The 16,098-nt window shown below is 68.8% G+C and carries 12 protein-coding genes and 1 tRNA gene; 6 read left to right on the top strand and 7 right to left on the bottom strand.

What is annotated here, in order from left to right; all coding sequences use genetic code 11:
* Positions 1–139: 139 nt before the first annotated feature.
* Positions 140–1,087, bottom strand: coding sequence for an NAD-dependent epimerase/dehydratase family protein (locus AWC08_RS14670; protein ID WP_065135243.1), 948 nt, complete (start codon positions 1,085–1,087; stop codon positions 140–142).
* Between AWC08_RS14670 and AWC08_RS14675 the strand changes: the two genes are divergently transcribed.
* The 3 genes from AWC08_RS14675 (at position 1,053) to AWC08_RS14685 (ending at position 4,927) form a co-directional block, all read left to right on the top strand.
* Entirely contained in the window at positions 1,053–2,846 is a 1,794-nt protein-coding gene (locus AWC08_RS14675; protein ID WP_069434096.1) for a hypothetical protein, read from the top strand. The two genes, AWC08_RS14670 and AWC08_RS14675, sit on opposite strands and share 35 nt — an antisense overlap.
* Positions 2,847–2,920: 74 nt before the next feature.
* Positions 2,921–4,117: a PE family protein gene (locus AWC08_RS39060; RefSeq protein WP_065134814.1), complete on the top strand. Its 1,197-nt coding sequence runs from the start codon at positions 2,921–2,923 to the stop codon at positions 4,115–4,117.
* Positions 4,118–4,144: 27 nt separating this feature from the next.
* Entirely contained in the window at positions 4,145–4,927 is a 783-nt protein-coding gene (locus AWC08_RS14685) for an enoyl-CoA hydratase/isomerase family protein (RefSeq protein WP_065134813.1), read from the top strand.
* Between the two features lie 2 nt (positions 4,928–4,929).
* On the opposite strand, the gene AWC08_RS14690 is transcribed toward AWC08_RS14685, so the two are convergent.
* The 3 genes from AWC08_RS14690 to AWC08_RS14700 all read right to left on the bottom strand — a co-directional run bounded on the left by AWC08_RS14690 (position 4,930) and on the right by AWC08_RS14700 (position 7,104).
* Complete coding sequence (locus AWC08_RS14690; protein WP_069435387.1) at positions 4,930–5,763, bottom strand: PE family protein; 834 nt, start codon at positions 5,761–5,763, stop codon at positions 4,930–4,932.
* Between the two features lie 35 nt (positions 5,764–5,798).
* Positions 5,799–5,874 (bottom strand) — tRNA-Thr (locus AWC08_RS14695).
* Positions 5,875–5,898: 24 nt separating this feature from the next.
* On the bottom strand, positions 5,899–7,104 hold the full coding sequence (locus AWC08_RS14700; protein WP_142283586.1) for a DNA polymerase III subunit delta': 1,206 nt from the start codon (positions 7,102–7,104) through the stop codon (positions 5,899–5,901).
* A 161-nt stretch (positions 7,105–7,265) separates the two neighbouring features.
* Between AWC08_RS14700 and AWC08_RS14705 the strand changes: the two genes are divergently transcribed.
* Entirely contained in the window at positions 7,266–8,870 is a 1,605-nt protein-coding gene (locus AWC08_RS14705; protein WP_065134811.1) for an adenylate/guanylate cyclase domain-containing protein, read from the top strand.
* On the opposite strand, the gene topA is transcribed toward AWC08_RS14705, so the two are convergent.
* The 3 genes from topA to cspA form a co-directional block, all read right to left on the bottom strand.
* On the bottom strand, positions 8,867–11,677 hold the full coding sequence (gene topA, locus AWC08_RS14710; RefSeq protein WP_065134810.1) for a type I DNA topoisomerase: 2,811 nt from the start codon (positions 11,675–11,677) through the stop codon (positions 8,867–8,869). The two genes, AWC08_RS14705 and topA, sit on opposite strands and share 4 nt — an antisense overlap.
* Before the next feature lie 204 nt (positions 11,678–11,881).
* Positions 11,882–12,460: a hypothetical protein gene (locus AWC08_RS14715; protein WP_065134809.1), complete on the bottom strand. Its 579-nt coding sequence runs from the start codon at positions 12,458–12,460 to the stop codon at positions 11,882–11,884.
* A 116-nt stretch (positions 12,461–12,576) separates the two neighbouring features.
* Positions 12,577–12,780 carry a cold shock protein CspA gene (cspA, locus tag AWC08_RS14720; RefSeq protein ID WP_003419650.1) on the bottom strand — a complete coding sequence of 68 codons (204 nt, stop codon included), beginning with the start codon at positions 12,778–12,780 and terminating at the stop codon, positions 12,577–12,579.
* 290 nt (positions 12,781–13,070) lie between these two features.
* Between cspA and AWC08_RS14725 the strand changes: the two genes are divergently transcribed.
* The gene (locus AWC08_RS14725) at positions 13,071–15,380 is read left to right on the top strand and encodes a DEAD/DEAH box helicase (protein WP_069433959.1); all 2,310 of its coding nucleotides are present in this window, start codon (positions 13,071–13,073) and stop codon (positions 15,378–15,380) included.
* A 131-nt stretch (positions 15,381–15,511) separates the two neighbouring features.
* Positions 15,512–16,098 (top strand): PE family protein (locus tag AWC08_RS14730; RefSeq protein ID WP_142283587.1); only part of this gene is annotated, 587 nt, incomplete at its 3' end.

Consider the following 16,098-nt stretch of genomic DNA (forward strand, 5'->3'; position numbering starts at 1 on the left):
ATCAGCCGCTCAGCATTCGCGAGAGCCGGTACGCCGCTTCGAGCCATGGCTTCATGAGCTCATCGACGGACGTGCGCAGGCCGGCTTTCCCGAGGCCGGGGATGCGCACCCGTCCCGGGATGCGGTAGCCGCCGGCAAATCACAGAGCGTGCTTGTGCTGCCGGAAGTACTCCACCGTGCGACGCACACCCTCATCCAGATTCACGGCCGGCCGCCAGCCCAAAACGTCTGCGGCCAAACCGATGTCGAGGCAGGAGCGCTTCAGGTCGCCCAGCCGGGGCGGGTAGAACTCCGGGTCGTCGGGGCCACCGACCGCCGCCGCGACGGCGGTGTGCAGTTGCCGGTCCGAGGTCTCGATGCCGGTGCCGATATTGAAACGCTGCCCGCCCCCGGCTTCGCCGGACGCCTTGACGAAGGCGTCGACGACGTCGTCGACGAACACGTAGTCGCGGGTGTTGGAACCGTCACCGAAAACCTTGGTGGACCTGCCTTCCAGCAGCGCCTGGGCGAAGATCGCCACCACGCCGGCCTCACCGTGCGGGTCCTGGCGCGGCCCGTAGACGTTGGCGGGCGCGATGTGCGAGCAGTCCAGGCCGTAGAGGTGCCGGAAGGTGTTCAGGTAGATCTCGCCGGCCACCTTTCCCGCGGCATAGGGCGAAGCAGGATCGGTGGGCACCGTCTCGGCCGTCGGATACTGGGGCGGCACACCGTAGATGGACCCGCCCGAGGAGGTGTGCACCACCTTGCGCACCTGTGCGCGCTGCGCCGCCTCGGCCAACCGGATGGTGCCGATCACGTTGACCGAGGCATCGAACTGGGGGTTGGCCACCGAGCGCCGGACATCGATCTGGGCGGCCAGGTGAAACACCACCTCCGGCCGGTGCTCGGCGAGGATGGCGTCGAGGTCCGATGTCACGATGTCGGCCTCGACGAAAACGTGCGCCGGGTTGTCAGCCAGATGCTCGAGGTTCGTCGCGCGGCCGGTCGCGAAGTTGTCCAGGCCTACCACCGTGTGCCCGTCGGCCAGGAGACGGTCGACTAGCGTCGACCCGATGAAACCGGCTGCCCCGGTGACCAGTGCTCGCACCGGCCCACCATACCGAGTCGTTGCGGTGGCAGCCGCGCTGATCATCACCCAGCTGGGCGTTCGTGCCGTGCTGGCCTTCGGCGGCTACTTCTATTGGGACGATCTGATTCTCATCGGCCGGGCCGGCACCCAGGGCCTGTTTTCGCCGTCCTACCTGTTCGACGACCACGACGGGCATGTCATGCCGGGAGCCTTTCTGGTGGCCGGGGTGATCATCCGGATGGCGCCGCTGGTCTGGACGTGGCCGGCGATCAGCCTGGTAGTACTTCAGCTGCTGGCCTCGCTGGCGCTGCTGCGGGCGTTGTACGTGATCCTGGGCTGGCGGCCGGTGCTGCTGATTCCTTTGACCTTTGCGCTGTTCACCCCGTTGGGCGTGCCGGGGTTTGCGTGGTGGTCGGCCGCGCTGAACTCGCTGCCGATGCTGGCGGCGCTGGCCTGGGTGTGCGGGGACGCCGTGCTGCTGGTTCGCACCGGCAACCAGCGCTACGCGGTGACGGGTGTGCTGGCCTACCTCGGCGGCCTGCTGTTCTTCGAGAAGGCGGCGGTGATCCCGTTCGTCGCCTTCGCGGTGGTGGCGTTGTTGTGCCACGTGTCCGGTGCGCCCGGCTTGCGGGCGGCGTGGCGCGGCGGTGTCCGGCTCTGGGTCGCGTCGCTGGCGCTGACCGCCTGCTGGGTGGCGCTGTATTTGACGGTGGTGAACCAGCGCCGCTGGAGTTCGGATCTGGCGATGACGTGGGCGCTGTTGCGCCGGTCGATCACGCACGGCATCGTGCCGGGTCTGGCCGGTGGGCCGTGGGACTGGGCGCGTTGGGCGCCGGCCTCGCCCTGGGCTACGCCACCGCTGCCGGTGATGCTGCTGGGCTGGCTGGTTCTGGTTGCGGTGCTTGCTGTTTCGCTGTTACGCAAGCGCCGCATCGGATGGGTGTGGCTCACCGCGGCCGGCTACGCGGTGGCCTGTCAGGTGCCGATCTATCTGATGCGGTCCTCCCGGTTCACCGCCTTGGAGCTGGCGCAGACGCTGCGGTATTTCCCCGACCTGGTTTTCGTGCTGGCGTTGCTGGCCGCGGTCGCGTTCACGGCACCGAACCGGGAGGGCTCGGGCCGGCTGGACTCGTCCCCGCTGCGCACCGCGCTGACAAGCCTTGTGGCGCTGGCGTTTCTGGCCAGCAGCCTGTACTCGACAGCGACGTTCCTGACATCGTGGCGCGACAATCCGGCCGAGCCCTACCTGAAGAACGCCGAAGCCGGTCTGGCCCGCGCTGACGCCCCCCTGCTGGATCAGGAAGTCGACCCGCTGGTGCTGCAGCGGGTCGCCTGGCCGGAGAACCTGACCAGCCACATGTTCGCACTGTTGCGTGACAGGCCCGAATTCACCTCTGCCACAACGCAATTACGGATGCTTAACAGCAAGGGCCAGCTGGTCGCCGCGCGGGTCACCTGGGTCCGCACCATCACGCCGGGTCCCGTCCCGCAGTGCGGCTACTTCGCCCAGCCCGATCAGCCGACACGCCTGGTCCTGGACGGCCCGTTACTGCCCGCCGACTGGACCGTTGAGTTGAATTACCTGGGCAACAGCGACGGCTCGATGCTGCTCGCCCTGTCCGAGGGACCCGAGGTCAAGGTGCCGGTCCACCCGGGGCTGAACCGCGTCTACGTCCGGTTGCCGGGCGCCGGGGACGCCATCTCGGTCCGGGCCGGCACCGCCGCCCTGTCCCTGTGTCTGGCGTCGGGACCGGTCGGCTTTCTGGCGCCGCTGTGAGCCGTGGGATGAAACGTTCGGGGCCGCAATCCCGATACCCTGGTTGATCGATCAGTCCAGGCGGGAGGGCAGAGTTGTCGCAACTGTTCGCGGTTCCTGAGCTGATGGTTTCGGCCGCAACGGACCTGGCCGGCATCAAGTCGGCGCTGAGCGCCGCGAACGCCTGTGCGGCGCTGCCCACCTCCACCGTGCTGGCCCCCGCCGGCGACCAAATCTCGGCCGCGGTCGCGACGCTGTTCTCCGGACACGGGCAGCAGTACCAGGCGTTCAGCGCCCAGGCCGAAGCGCTGCACCAGCGGTTCGTGCAGTTGTTGACGTCGGGCGCCGGGGCCTACGCGGCCGCCGAGGCCGCCAACGCCGGCCCGCTGCAGCCGTTACTCGACCTGGTCAACGCGCCAACCCAGACGTTGCTGGGGCGCCCGCTGATCGGAAACGGTGCCAATGCGACGACGCCGGGAGGCGACGGCGGGGCGGGCGGCCTGCTGATCGGCAACGGCGGCAACGGCGCGGCCGGCGGGGCCGGACAGGCCGGCGGCGCGGGCGGGCAGGCCGGCCTGATCGGCAACGGCGGAATGGGCGGCATCGGCGGCATGGGTGCCGCCGGGGGTGCCGGCGGCAGCGGCGGCTGGCTGCTGGGTAACGGCGGCAGCGGCGGAGCAGGTGGTCTGGGCGGCGGCATCGGCGGCGCCGGCGGCGTTGCCCGGGTGATCGGCTTCGGGGGTGCCGGCGGTGGGGGCGGAACCGGCGCGCCGAGTGCGACCGGCGGCGGCGGTGGCGCCGGCGGCCAGGGCGGCTTCCTGTTCGGCGGCGGCGGCAACGGCGGGGCAGGCGGATTGGGCGGCGCGGCAGACGGCAGCGGGTTGGGCGGTAACGGCGGCATCGGCGGAGCGGGCGGGGCCGCGGGCCTGGTGTACGGCAACGGCGGGGTGGGCGGCTTCGGCGGTCAGGGCGGCGAGGCCTTCTCCTCCCCGACAGGCGTGGGAGGCAACGGGGGCGCCGGCGGCCAAGGCGGTGACGCCGGCTGGGTCGGCACCGGCGGAAACGCCGGCGGTGGCGGCGCGGGCGGAATCGGCGGCATCGGTGGGTCCGGCGGCAGCGGCGGCAACGGCGGGGCCGGTGGCTCGGCCAAGATTCTCGGCACCGGCGGCAACGGCGGGGCCGGCGGAGTCCCCAGCCCACCGACCGGGGCGGCCACCGGCGGGAACGGCGGGCTTGGCGGCGCCAAGGGCGTGATCTTCGGGGCGGTCGGCTTGGCGGGACCCGACGGCTGAGCGTTGCCGCCTGGATAGCATCCAGGCATGACTTCCTACGAGACCCTCGACTTCACGCAAGACGGGCCGGTCACCCGGATCGCACTCAACCGGCCGGACGCGGCGAACAGCATCAACGACGTGCTGGGCCGCGAATTGATGGATGCGGCGAGCCGGTGCGATGTCGCGGAGACTAAGGTCGTGCTGCTCACCGGCAAAGGGCGGTTCTTCTGCGCCGGAGGCGATTTGGGTGCGATGGCACGTTCGCCGCTGGGCGCGGGCCGCTTCGTCAAGGGCCTCGCCGACGACCTGCACCGGGCCATCTCAACGTTCGCCCGCATGGACGCGGTCCTGATCGTCGCTGTCAACGGCGCGGCGGCCGGAGCTGGGTTCAGTCTCGCGTTGATCGGCGATCTGGTGTTGGCCGCCGAATCGGCGTCCTTCACGATGGCCTACACCAAGGCGGGGCTGAGCCCCGACGGCAGCTCGTCGTACTACCTGCCGCGGCTGATCGGAGTGCGGCGCACGCAAGAGCTGATGCTGACCAACCGGCGGCTGTCGGCTACCGAAGCGGCGGCGTGGGGAATGCTCACCGAGGTCGTGCCCGATGACGCGCTGACCGACCGCACGGAGGCCTTGGTCAACGAGTTTCGTTCTGCTGCAAAGCTGTCCAATTCTTCGGTGAAGAAGCTGATGCTGCTGAGCTTCAGCAACGGCCTGGAGGAACAGATGGAGATCGAGGGCCGCATGATCGCGGCCTGCGCCGGCAGTCCAGACGGGCAGGAGGGCATCGACGCCTTCCTGGCCAAGCGTCGGGCCGAGTTCGCCTGACCCTAGGCAGGCCAGAGCAACGCGGGGTACGCCCCGGGTGGCGGCCAGGCATGGTCGTTGCGGTAAGCCCAGGTCTCCCACGGGTTGTCGTAGTAAGCCGCCGTCAAGATCAGCCGGGACAAGTCCAATTCGGGGTGCAACAACCAGTACCCGGTTCCGACGGCGGTTCCGCCGACCGTCCAGGCGTAGTAGCTGGCCGAGAAGAGCGGGCCGAAGATCCTGTTTTGCCAGACGTGCAGCTCTTCATGGTTGAGCATGAGGTCTACGGCCTTCGGGCTGTAGCCGAGATGAGTGGTGACATTGCCGAACGTGGTGGCGTAGCCGGAGAGCCCGATACCGCCGCGGTAGACGTGCGAGCCGGCCAGTGCGCTCAGCGCCGGGTCGTAATTCGAGTTCGGCGTGAACTCGTTGACGATCTGCACGCCGTAGCCCAGCGCCGTCCCGGGAAACCCCCAGGTGTAGTCCAGGATGAACGCGGCCCAACCCCGGGGGTTGTTGAAGTCGTAGATGGCGAACTGGCGGCGGATGAAGCCGGTCGAATCCAACAGCGCCGAGTTCGCGGCCTCGGCAGTCGCATACGACTCTGCCGCTTTCTGAATCGACTGTCCGAACTGTCCGAGCAGCGCGCTGGTCTGCTCGCCGATCGCCTGATACTGCTGACCGAATCCGGCGAACAGTTCGGCCACCGCCACCGATATCTCGTCCGCGGCAGCGGAGGCGAGCGCCGTGGTCGGCGCCGCGGCGGCCACCCGCGCGGCTTCGAGGCCCGAACCGATGCCGGCCACGTTCGCCGTCGCGGTCGCCAGCACCTCCGGGGCCACGACCAGCTGCGACATGCGGTTACTCCCCCTTCGACCACCCCGGTAGGAGATGGAGCCGCCTAGGAGAATCGAACTCCTGACCTATTCATTACGAGTGAATCGCTCTACCGACTGAGCTAAGGCGGCCGTGCCCTCGCGGGCGGCACGAGTCTAACGCAGTTGCTGGCCGATGGTGGCGACCATGGCGTCGACGGCGAACTTGGGTTTGACATTGATGGCCAGCGCTTCACGGCATTCCAGCACGGCCTCGATGCAGCGCAGCAACCGATCGGGGGTGGCGTGCCCGGCCAGCGACGCGACCCGCTCGGCCATGTCGGGGTGGTTCGCGCGCACCTGGCCGGCGTCCGCCGAGACCACCAGCGCGTCCCGGAAATAGGTGGCCAAGTCGATCAGCGCCCGGTCCAGAGCGTCGCGCGAGGCCCTGGTCTGGCGTGATTTCTGCCGTCGCTCCAGGTCCTTGATCGCGCCGGCGGCGCCGCGCATCGCCCCGGCCGCGCCTTTTCCGGTGCCGCCGGCACCGAGCGCGGTGCGCAATTCTTCCGTCTCGACCTCGGCCCGTCCGGCGGTGAGTGCTACCGCCTCTGCTTCGGCCGCCGCCACCAACTCCTCGGCGGCGGTGTAGGCGCGGGCCGGCCGCGCCGCGTCACGAACCAGCTCCAGCGCCTGCTCGCGCCGCTGCCGGGCCTCCGGGTCGGTGGCCAGCCGGCGCGCCCGACCGACGTGCCCGCCGCTGACGGACGCCGCCCAGCCCGCCGTGTCGGCGTCGAGTCCGTCGCCGTCGATGAGCACCTGCGCAATGGCCTCGGTGGGTGGTGTCACCAGCGCCACGTGCCGGCACCGGGAGCGCAAGGTGATCGCGATGTCCTCGGGGTCCACCGACGGGGCGCACAACAGGAACACCGTCGACGGCGGCGGTTCCTCGACGACCTTCAACAGGGCGTTCCCGGCGCCTTCGGTCAGCCGGTCGGCGTCCTCGATCACCACGATCTGGTGACGACCAGTGGTCGGCCGCCGCGACGCGACCTGCACGATCCCCCGCATCTCGTCGACCCCGATGGACAGACCCTCGGGAATGACCCGCCTGACGTCGGCGTGGGTGCCGGCCATCGTGGTGGTACAGGCCCGGCAGCTACCGCACCCCGGTTCGTCCTCCGACGTGCACTGCAGCGCCGCCGCGAAACACAGAGCGGCCACCGAACGGCCGGAGCCCGGTGGTCCGGTGATCAGCCAGGCATGTGTCATATGTCCTTCGCCCGGCACGTTGTGAGGGGAATCACCACGTGCGGACTTGGCAGCCGCGAGCAGCTCGGCTTCCACCGCCCGCTGGCCTACCAGCCGCGTAAACACCCCGCTCATCATCGGCAACAGTAGTGAGAACCCCCGACGGAGACCGATCAGCATCCGTTTTGCGACGAATCCGTGATCTTTCGGCAACTTTCGCCCACGTCGCGCGCCCTGCCGGGGACACTTTTAGTTACCGGCGAGTCCCCGCTGACCGATACGGTGGGTGCGTGACCATGGCATCAACACTCCCGCGGCGAATCAGCGCGTTCGCCCGTTGGGTGGTGCGCACACCATGGCCGGTTTTTTCGTTGAGCATGCTGCAGGCCGACATCATCGGAGGCCTGTTCGTACTCGGTTTTCTGCGCTACGGTCTGCCGCCGCACGACCGGATCGAGCTCGGTGATCTGCCGCCGCTGAACGTCGCCATCTTCATCAGCTCGGTGGTCTTCCTGTTCTTCGCCGGGTTCGCCTGGAATCTCAAGTTGCTGGTGCCCGTTTTCCGCTGGCAACGCCGCGACAATCTGCTGGTCGAGGCCGACCCGACCACTACCGAGCTGGCCCGCACCCGCGCGCTGCGCATGCCCTTCTACCGCACGTTGACCAGCGCTGCTTCTTGGGCGGTCGGAAGCGTGATCTTCATCCTGGCCAGCTGGTCGGTGGCCCGGCAAGCCGCACCGGTAGTGGTGGTCGCCACCGCGCTGGGCGCCACCGCCACGGCGATCATCGGTTACCTGCAGTCCGAACGGGTGCTGCGTCCCGTCGCGGTCGCCGCGCTGCGCAGTGGCGTGCCGGAGAGTGTGCGGGCGCCCGGCGTGATCCTGCGGTTGATGCTGACCTGGGTGCTGTCGACGGCCGTGCCGCTGCTGGCCATCGTGCTGGCGGTGGTCTCGGACAAGATCGCGCTGCTGCACGCCTCGCCGGAGAAGCTGTTCAACCCGATCCTGCTGCTGGCGCTCGCGGCCCTGGGCATCGGAGCCGCCAGCACGCTGCTGGTGTCCATGTCCATCGCCGACCCGCTGCGCCAGCTGCGCTGGGCGTTGTCGGAGGTGCAGCGGGGCAACTACAACGCACACATGCAGATCTACGACGCCAGCGAGCTCGGACTGCTGCAGTCCGGCTTCAACGACATGGTGCGTGACCTGTCCGAGCGGCAGCGGCTGCGCGACCTGTTCGGCCGTTACGTGGGCGAGGACGTGGCCCGCCGGGCCCTCGAGCGGGGCACCGAGCTGGGCGGGCAGGAGCGCGACGTCGCGGTGTTGTTCGTGGACCTGGTCGGTTCCACCCAGCTGGCCGCGTCACGGCCGCCCGTCGAGGTGGTCCACCTGCTCAATGAATTCTTTCGCGTCGTCGTCGACACCGTCGGCCGGCACGGCGGGTTCGTCAACAAGTTCCAGGGTGACGCCGCGCTGGCGATCTTCGGCGCGCCGATCGAACACCCCGATGGCGCCGGTGCCGCCCTCGCCGCGGCCCGCGAGCTGCACGACGAACTGATTCCCGTGCTGGGCTCCGCCGAGTTCGGCATCGGCGTCTCGGCAGGCCGCGCCATCGCCGGACACATCGGCGCGCAGGCACGCTTCGAGTACACCGTCATCGGCGACCCGGTCAACGAAGCCGCCCGGCTCACCGAGCTGGCCAAGCTCGAGGCGGGGCACGTACTGGCATCGGCGATCGCGGTCAGCGGCGCGCTGGACGCCGAGGCACTGTGCTGGGACGTGGGGGAGGTGGTGTTTCTGCGTGGCCGCGCCGCACCCACCCAGTTGGCACGCCCGTTGAAGCTTGCCGATCCTGAAGAAGCCACCCGCGACGCGCAGGAGATATCCAGCGACGTGAGCGGCTAGGTCCGCTTGGCGGCCTTCTTGGCCGGCGCCTTCTTCGCGGGCGCCTTGCGGGCGGTCTTCTTCGCGGTGCGTTTCACCGGGCCGCGGGCTCGGCGGTCGGCCAGCAACTCCGCGGCCCGCTCGTCGGTGATGGACAAGACGTCGTCACCCTTGCGCAGGCTCGCGTTGGTCTCTCCGTCGGTGACATAGGGCCCGAAGCGGCCGTCCTTGATCACCATCGGCTTGCCCGAAGCCGGGTCGTTGCCCAGCTCCCGCAGCGGAGGCGCGGACGCGGCCTGGCGCCCCGAGCGTTTGGGCTCGGAGTAGATTTTGAGCGCTTCGTCGAGGGTGATGGTGAACATCTGCTCCTCGGTTGCCAGCGACCGGGAATCGGTGCCGCGCTTCAAGTACGGGCCGTAGCGCCCGTTCTGGGCGGTGATCTCCTCGCCGGAGGCGGGGTCCACGCCGACCACCCGGGGCAACGACAGCAGCTTCAGCGCATCCTCGAGAGTCACCGTCTGAAGATCCATGGTGCGCAGCAAGGAACCGGTGCGAGGCTTGGGTCCGGTGGGCTTCTTGCCCTTCTTGGCTCCAGCTCCGGCAGATCCGTCGTCGCCCTCGGATTTCGGCAGCACCTCGGTCACATACGGTCCGTACCGGCCATCCTTGGCCACGATCTCGTGTCCCGTCGCCGGGTCCACTCCGAGCACCCGCCCCTCTTGCGGAGTTGCGAAAAGCTCTTCTGCCACTTCAAGAGTCAGCTCGTCGGGAGTGAGCGAGTCGTTCAGATTGGCCCGTTGCGGAGTCGGTTCACCGTCGTCGCCGGTCACCGTGCGTTCCAGATACGGCCCATTCTTGCCGACGCGCACGAAGACCGGCCGGCCCTCGGCGTCGTCAAAGACCTTGATGGAGTTGACTTCCCGCGCGTCGATGCCTTCGAGATTGACGCCGACCAGCTTCTTCAGGCCGCCGGAGCGGGCCACCGAGTCGGGCACCCCGTGATCGCCACCGAAGTAGAAGTTGTTGAGCCAGTTGGTGCGTCGCTCGTTGCCGGAGGCGATGGCGTCGAGCTCGTCCTCCATCGCCGCGGTGAAGTCGTAGTCGACCAGCCGGCCGAAATGCTGTTCCAGCAGGCCGATTACCGCGAACGCGATCCAGGACGGCACCAGGGCGCTGCCCTTCTTGTATACGTAGCCGCGGTCCTGAATGGTCTTGATGATCGACGAGTAGGTGGACGGACGGCCGATGCCCAGCTCTTCGAGCGCCTTGACCAGCGAGGCCTCGGTGTAGCGTGCGGGCGGATTGGTGGAGTGGCCGTCGGGCGTCAGCTCGATAGCGGCCAGCCGCTGGCCCGGCGACACGTTCGGCAGCCGGCGTTCGGCGTCGTCGGCCTCGCCGCCGGCTAGTTCGTCGACGGTTTCCACGTAGGCCTTCAGGAAGCCCGGGAAGGTCAGGGTGCGCCCGGACGCAGAGAAGACCACCTGCTGCTCACCGGCGCGGCCTTCGATGCGCAGGCTCAGCGTGGTGCCCCGCGCGTCGGCCATCTGCGAGGCCACCGTGCGCTGCCAGATCAGCTCGTAGAGCCGGAACTCGTCACCGTCGAGTTCGCGTCGCACGGCGTCCGGCGTCGCGAACGTCTCTCCGGCGGGACGGATGGCCTCGTGCGCCTCCTGGGCATTCTTCACCTTGCGGGTGTACTGCCGCGGTGAGGGCGACACGTATTCCTCGCCGTAGAGCTGCCGCGCCTGGTTGCGCGCGGCGGTGATAGCCGACTGCGACAGGGTCGTCGAGTCGGTTCGCATATACGTGATGTAGCCGTTCTCATACAGCCGCTGCGCGATGCTCATGGTGCGTTCGGAGGAGAACCGGAGCTTGCGGCCGGCTTCCTGCTGCAGCGTGGACGTCATGAACGGCGGATAGGGACGACGGGTATAGGGCTTCTCGTCGGCCGAGGCAACGCTGAGCTGGGCGCCCTGCAGATTGTTGGCCAGCGCGGTGGCCCCGGCCTGGTCGAGCACGACCACCTCGTCGGCCTTGCGCAGGACGCCCAGCGAGTCGAAGTCGCGACCCGTGGCCACGCGCAGGCCGTCGACGTTGGTCAGGCGCGCGGCGAACGTGGGTGGCTGCGCCTGCGGGTCGGACACACTGGCGTCCAGCCTGGCCAGGATGTCCCAGTAGGACGCGCTGCGGAATGCCATCCGGTCGCGTTCGCGCTGCACGATGATGCGGGTGGCAACCGACTGGACCCGGCCGGCCGACAGCTTCGGTGCGACCTTCTTCCACAGCACCGGGCTGACCTCGTAGCCGTAGAGCCGGTCCAGGATGCGGCGGGTCTCCTGTGCGTCGACCAGGTCGATGTCCAGATCCCGGGGGTTCTCGGCGGCTTCCAGGATGGCCGGCTCGGTGATCTCGTGGAAGACCATCCGCTTGACCGGGACGCGGGGTTTGAGGGTCTCCATCAGGTGCCAGGCGATCGCCTCGCCCTCGCGGTCACCATCCGTTGCCAGGTAGAGCTCGTCGACGTCCTTGAGCAGCCCCTTCAGCTCGGTGACGGTGCTCTTCTTCTCCGGACTGATGATGTAGAGCGGTTCGAAGTCGGCGTCGACGTTGACGCCCAGCCGTGCCCATGGCTCGGATTTGAACTTCGCGGGCACGTCGGCGGCGGCCCGCGGCAGGTCGCGGATGTGTCCGCGGGACGACTCGACGATGTAATTGGAACCCAGATAGCCGGCGAGTTTGCGCGCCTTGGTGGGCGACTCCACGATCACGAGTCGCCGGGTGCTGCCGTTTCTGCCGCTGCTAGCCCTCCTGGGGGCCCGCTCAACCAACTGCGCCTACGCTCCATCTCCTGTATCGGTCCCTGGGCGGAACCGTCTCGCAGAAACAATGACAGGGCGGCTCCCTGATATTCCGGATTTCCGGTCAACCATAGGTACGCCGCCGTATCTTCGCCCCGCGGGCAACTGACAATTTCGCACCAATGGGCGGGCCCGCGCAAACCGGCCCGCCCGGGCGGGGGCGGCAACGGACCGTCAGACCCGTGGCCACTGGGCTGCCGCATCGGGTCCCTCGGGCGCCTCTCCCACGTTCTCTACCAGGCGCGATAGCCGGCGACGGCCGCTGATCCGAAGCGCTGGACGGGCACCGCGGGTACCGATCAAAGTGGGTGCGATCCCGACCCGCATCAAAGCCGATGCCAGCGGCGAATGGGTGTCCGGCGCGTGCGGATCCAACCCGAGCAGATACCGGTCGGCCTCGGGGCTGCCCGCCGCCAGGGTCCAGGCCCGCAACTCCCGCGGCCCCGGCAACCAGCGCGGCGGAACGGTCTTCACCGCACCCCGCGTCCATTCGGTGGCGATGATCCGCAACGACGGGTCCGCCGCGGTCCGCACCAGAGGGTGGTTCTCGTCGGTCCGGGTGATCTCGGGGACGAGGCCGGCCTCCCGGATCATCTCGGCCAGGGCCGAAGCACGCCAAGGTTCGTCGACCACTACGGACAACCGGGCACCAGCACCCACCAGCACGATCTGACCGGGTGCCGCCAGCAGTCCACACAAGTCCCCGACCGCGGGCGGGACTGACTCCGCGGCGAAGAAGGAAAGCTGGCTCACGCCACAGACAGTAGGCCAGCGAGCGGACCCGCGGCGGCGCGGCGGGCCGGTACCGGCGCCCCAGAAACGAAAACCCCCGGACTGCTCCGGGGGTTTCGTCTGAGAATCTGCTCGAATCAGAGCGAGCGGACTCCGGTGGCCTGGGGGCCCTTAGGGCTGTGGCCGATCTCGAACTCGACCTTCTGGTTTTCTTCGAGGGTGCGGAAGCCCGTCCCCTGGATCTCCGTGTAGTGGACAAAAACATCCGCGGATCCATCTTCGGGGGCGATGAAGCCAAAGCCCTTCTCCGCGTTGAACCACTTCACAGTTCCCTGTGGCATTTCTCGATCTTTCCTTTTCTATCTGGGTGCGGGGCGCCGCCTTTCGATGCCCCGGGCCAGCCGCGACCGCCATACCGCGCGGAGTCGCCGGAACTTCACCCGACAGATAACCTCGCAGGAACCGCGACCGCAACGTCGATCCTGCGAAAGTTTTACACGAACACAGAAGCTGCGACCGCACTCAGTCAACCATGTTCAACGCGTCGGCGACAGTCTCTAGGCCCAGACAGACCGCCGAACGGCGGGTCAATTTACGTCAGCGTCATCCCGCGGGCCGAGAAAGGTAACCGATGGCGAGTTTCGGCAGTGAACTGCTTGCCGCAGCGCTCGCCGGTACCGCGCCTGACGAGCATCCGCTGCGCCACACCGCCGAACTGGCGCCCCGGCCCGGGCGCCCGCAGAGCTGGCCGGCGTGGGCAGAGCCCGACGTGGTGCGCGCTTTCACCGCTCGGGGTATCGGACTCCCGTGGTCACACCAGGTGCAGGCCGCTGAACTGGCACACGCCGGACGTCATGTGGTGGTGAGCACCGGCACCGCGTCGGGCAAGTCGCTGGCCTACCAGCTGCCGGTGCTGCACGCTCTGGCGAGTGACCCGCGCGCCCGGGTGCTGTATCTGTCGCCCACCAAGGCGCTCGGGCATGACCAGTTGCGCGCGGCGCATGCGCTGGTCACCTCCGCCGGCCTGGACGACGTCGCGCCCACCGCCTACGACGGTGACAGCCCCGCCGAAGTCCGCCGCTTCGCCCGTGAGCGCTCCCGGTGGATCTTCTCCAATCCCGACATGATCCACCTGTCGATCCTGCGCAACCACGCCCGGTGGGCGGTGCTGTTGCGCGGCCTGCGCTTTGTGGTTGTCGACGAATGTCATTACTACCGAGGCGTTTTCGGATCCAACGTGGCAATGGTGCTGCGCCGGCTGTTACGCCTGTGCGCGCGCTATTCGTCCTACCCGACGGTGTTTTTCGCCAGCGCGACAACGGATTCGCCCGGGCTAACGGCGACCGAGCTGATCGGACAGCCGGTGACGGAAGTGACCGAGGACGGCTCTCCTCAAGGGGCCCGCACCGTCGCGTTGTGGGAGCCGGCCCTGCTGACCGATCTGGTGGGCGAGAACGGCGCTCCGGTGCGACGTTCGGCGGGCGCCGAGGCGTCCCGCGTGATGGCCGACCTGATCGTGGAGGGCGCCCAGACGTTGACGTTCGTGCGGTCCCGGCGGGCGGCCGAGCTGACCGCGCTGGGTGCACAGTCGCGCCTGAGCGACATTGCGCCGCAATTGGTCCCGACGGTGGCGTCCTACCGGGCCGGATATCTGGCCGAGGACCGCAAGGCGCTGGAGAACGCGCTGGCCGAAGGTCAGCTGCGGGGCGTGGCCACTACCAATGCCTTGGAGCTCGGCGTCGACATCGCGGGTCTGGACGCGGTGGTGCTGGCCGGGTTCCCCGGAACGGTCGCGTCGTTCTGGCAGCAGGCCGGCCGATCGGGGCGCCGAGGTCAGGGCGCACTGGTCGTACTCATCGCCCGCGACGACCCGCTGGACACCTACCTCGTGCACAACCCGTCCGCGTTGCTGGACAAGCCCGTGGAGCGCGTCGTCATCGACCCTCGGAATCCCTATCTCCTGGGGCCGCAACTGCTCTGCGCCGCAACCGAACTGCCGCTAGACGAGGCCGAGGTGCGGTCCCTGGACGCGGTGGACGTGGCGGAACGCCTGGTCGACGACGGTCTGCTGAAGCGGCGGGGCAGCAGGTACTTTCCGGCGCCGGGAATGGAACCGCATGGCGCGGTTGACATCCGGGGTTCCATCGGCGGCCACATCGTCATCGTCGAATCCGACACTGGACGCCTGCTGGGCAACACCGGCGTCGGGCAGGCCCCGGCCTCGATCCATCCGGGCGCGGTATACCTGCACCAGGGTGAGAGCTACGTGGTCGACTCCCTCGACCTCGAGGAGGGCTTGGCGTTCGTCCACGCCGAGGACCCGGGCTACGCCACGTTCGCGCGGGAGATCACCGACATCGCGGTGACCGGCCAGGGGGAGCGTTCGGTGTTCGGACCGGTGACGCTGGGTCTGGTCCCGGTGACCGTCACCCACCAGGTAATCGGATACCTGCGCCGGCGGGGCAACGGTGAGGTCATCGACTTCGTCGAGCTCAGCATGCCGCAGCATTCGCTGCCGACGACCGCGGTGATGTACACCATCGATCCGGATGCTTTGGCGGGCGACGGGATCGAGTTGCTGCGCGTACCGGGGTCGCTGCACGCCGCCGAGCATGCCGCCATCGGGCTTCTCCCGTTGGTGGCCAGTTGCGACCGCGGCGACATCGGCGGGCTGTCCACCGCACTCGGTCCCGACGGCCTGCCGACCGTGTTCGTCTACGACGGCTATCCGGGCGGGGCGGGGTTCGCCGAGCGCGGCTTTCGTCGGGCCGGCACCTGGCTCGGGGCTACCGCCGCGGCGATCCAGGCGTGCGAATGCCCGAGCGGATGCCCTTCCTGTGTGCAGTCGCCCAAGTGCGGCAACGGCAATGATCCGTTGGATAAGGCGGGCGCGGTGCAGGTACTGCGCCTGGTGCTGAACGCGCTCGGTCGCGCCGAGTAAGCCGCGCTCCCCCAACTGGAGGAGGCGATTTCATCCTGCCAACCCTGCTGTTGACCGAAGCTTTCGCCCGCCCTGCTGAGGGACGGTGGTAACTGCAGAACCGGCTCCGGCGGCGCAAGGGGACAAAAGCGATGTCGTTCGTATCGGCCAGCACAGAGGCAGTGGCAGCAGCGGCAACTGACGCCTCGCGCATCGGGTCGACGCTACTCTCGGCGAATGCGGCGGCAGCGTCGGCAACGACGGTGGTGCTGGCCGCGGGTGCCGATGAGATCTCGGTGGCGCTGGCCGCCCTGTTCTCCGGACACGGACAGGCCTATCAGAGCTTGAGCGCGCAGATGATGACGCTGCACGACCAGTTCGTGCAGAACTTCAATTCGAGCGCGAATTCCTACGCCAGAGCCGAAGCGACTAACGTCTCGCCGCTGCAGTCGCTGGTGGATGCCGTCAACGCACCGGTGCAGGCGGTTACCGGGCGGCCCCTGATCGGCAACGGCGCCAACGCCGCCCCCGGCAGCGGCCTCAACGGCGGGGACGGCGGCTGGCTGGTCGGCAGCGGCGGAGCCGGTGGTTCGGGCGCGGCAAATACGGGCCAGAGCGGCGGTCACGGCGGTGCTGCCGGCCTGTTCGGGTTCGGCGGCGCGGGCGGCGCGGGTGCCAGCTCCTCGACCGGAGCGGGCGGGGCGGGCGGAGCCGGCGGTACCGGCGGTTCGCTGTGGGG

This window comes from Mycobacterium gordonae (assembly GCF_002101675.1).
Lineage (GTDB): Bacteria > Actinomycetota > Actinomycetes > Mycobacteriales > Mycobacteriaceae > Mycobacterium > Mycobacterium gordonae.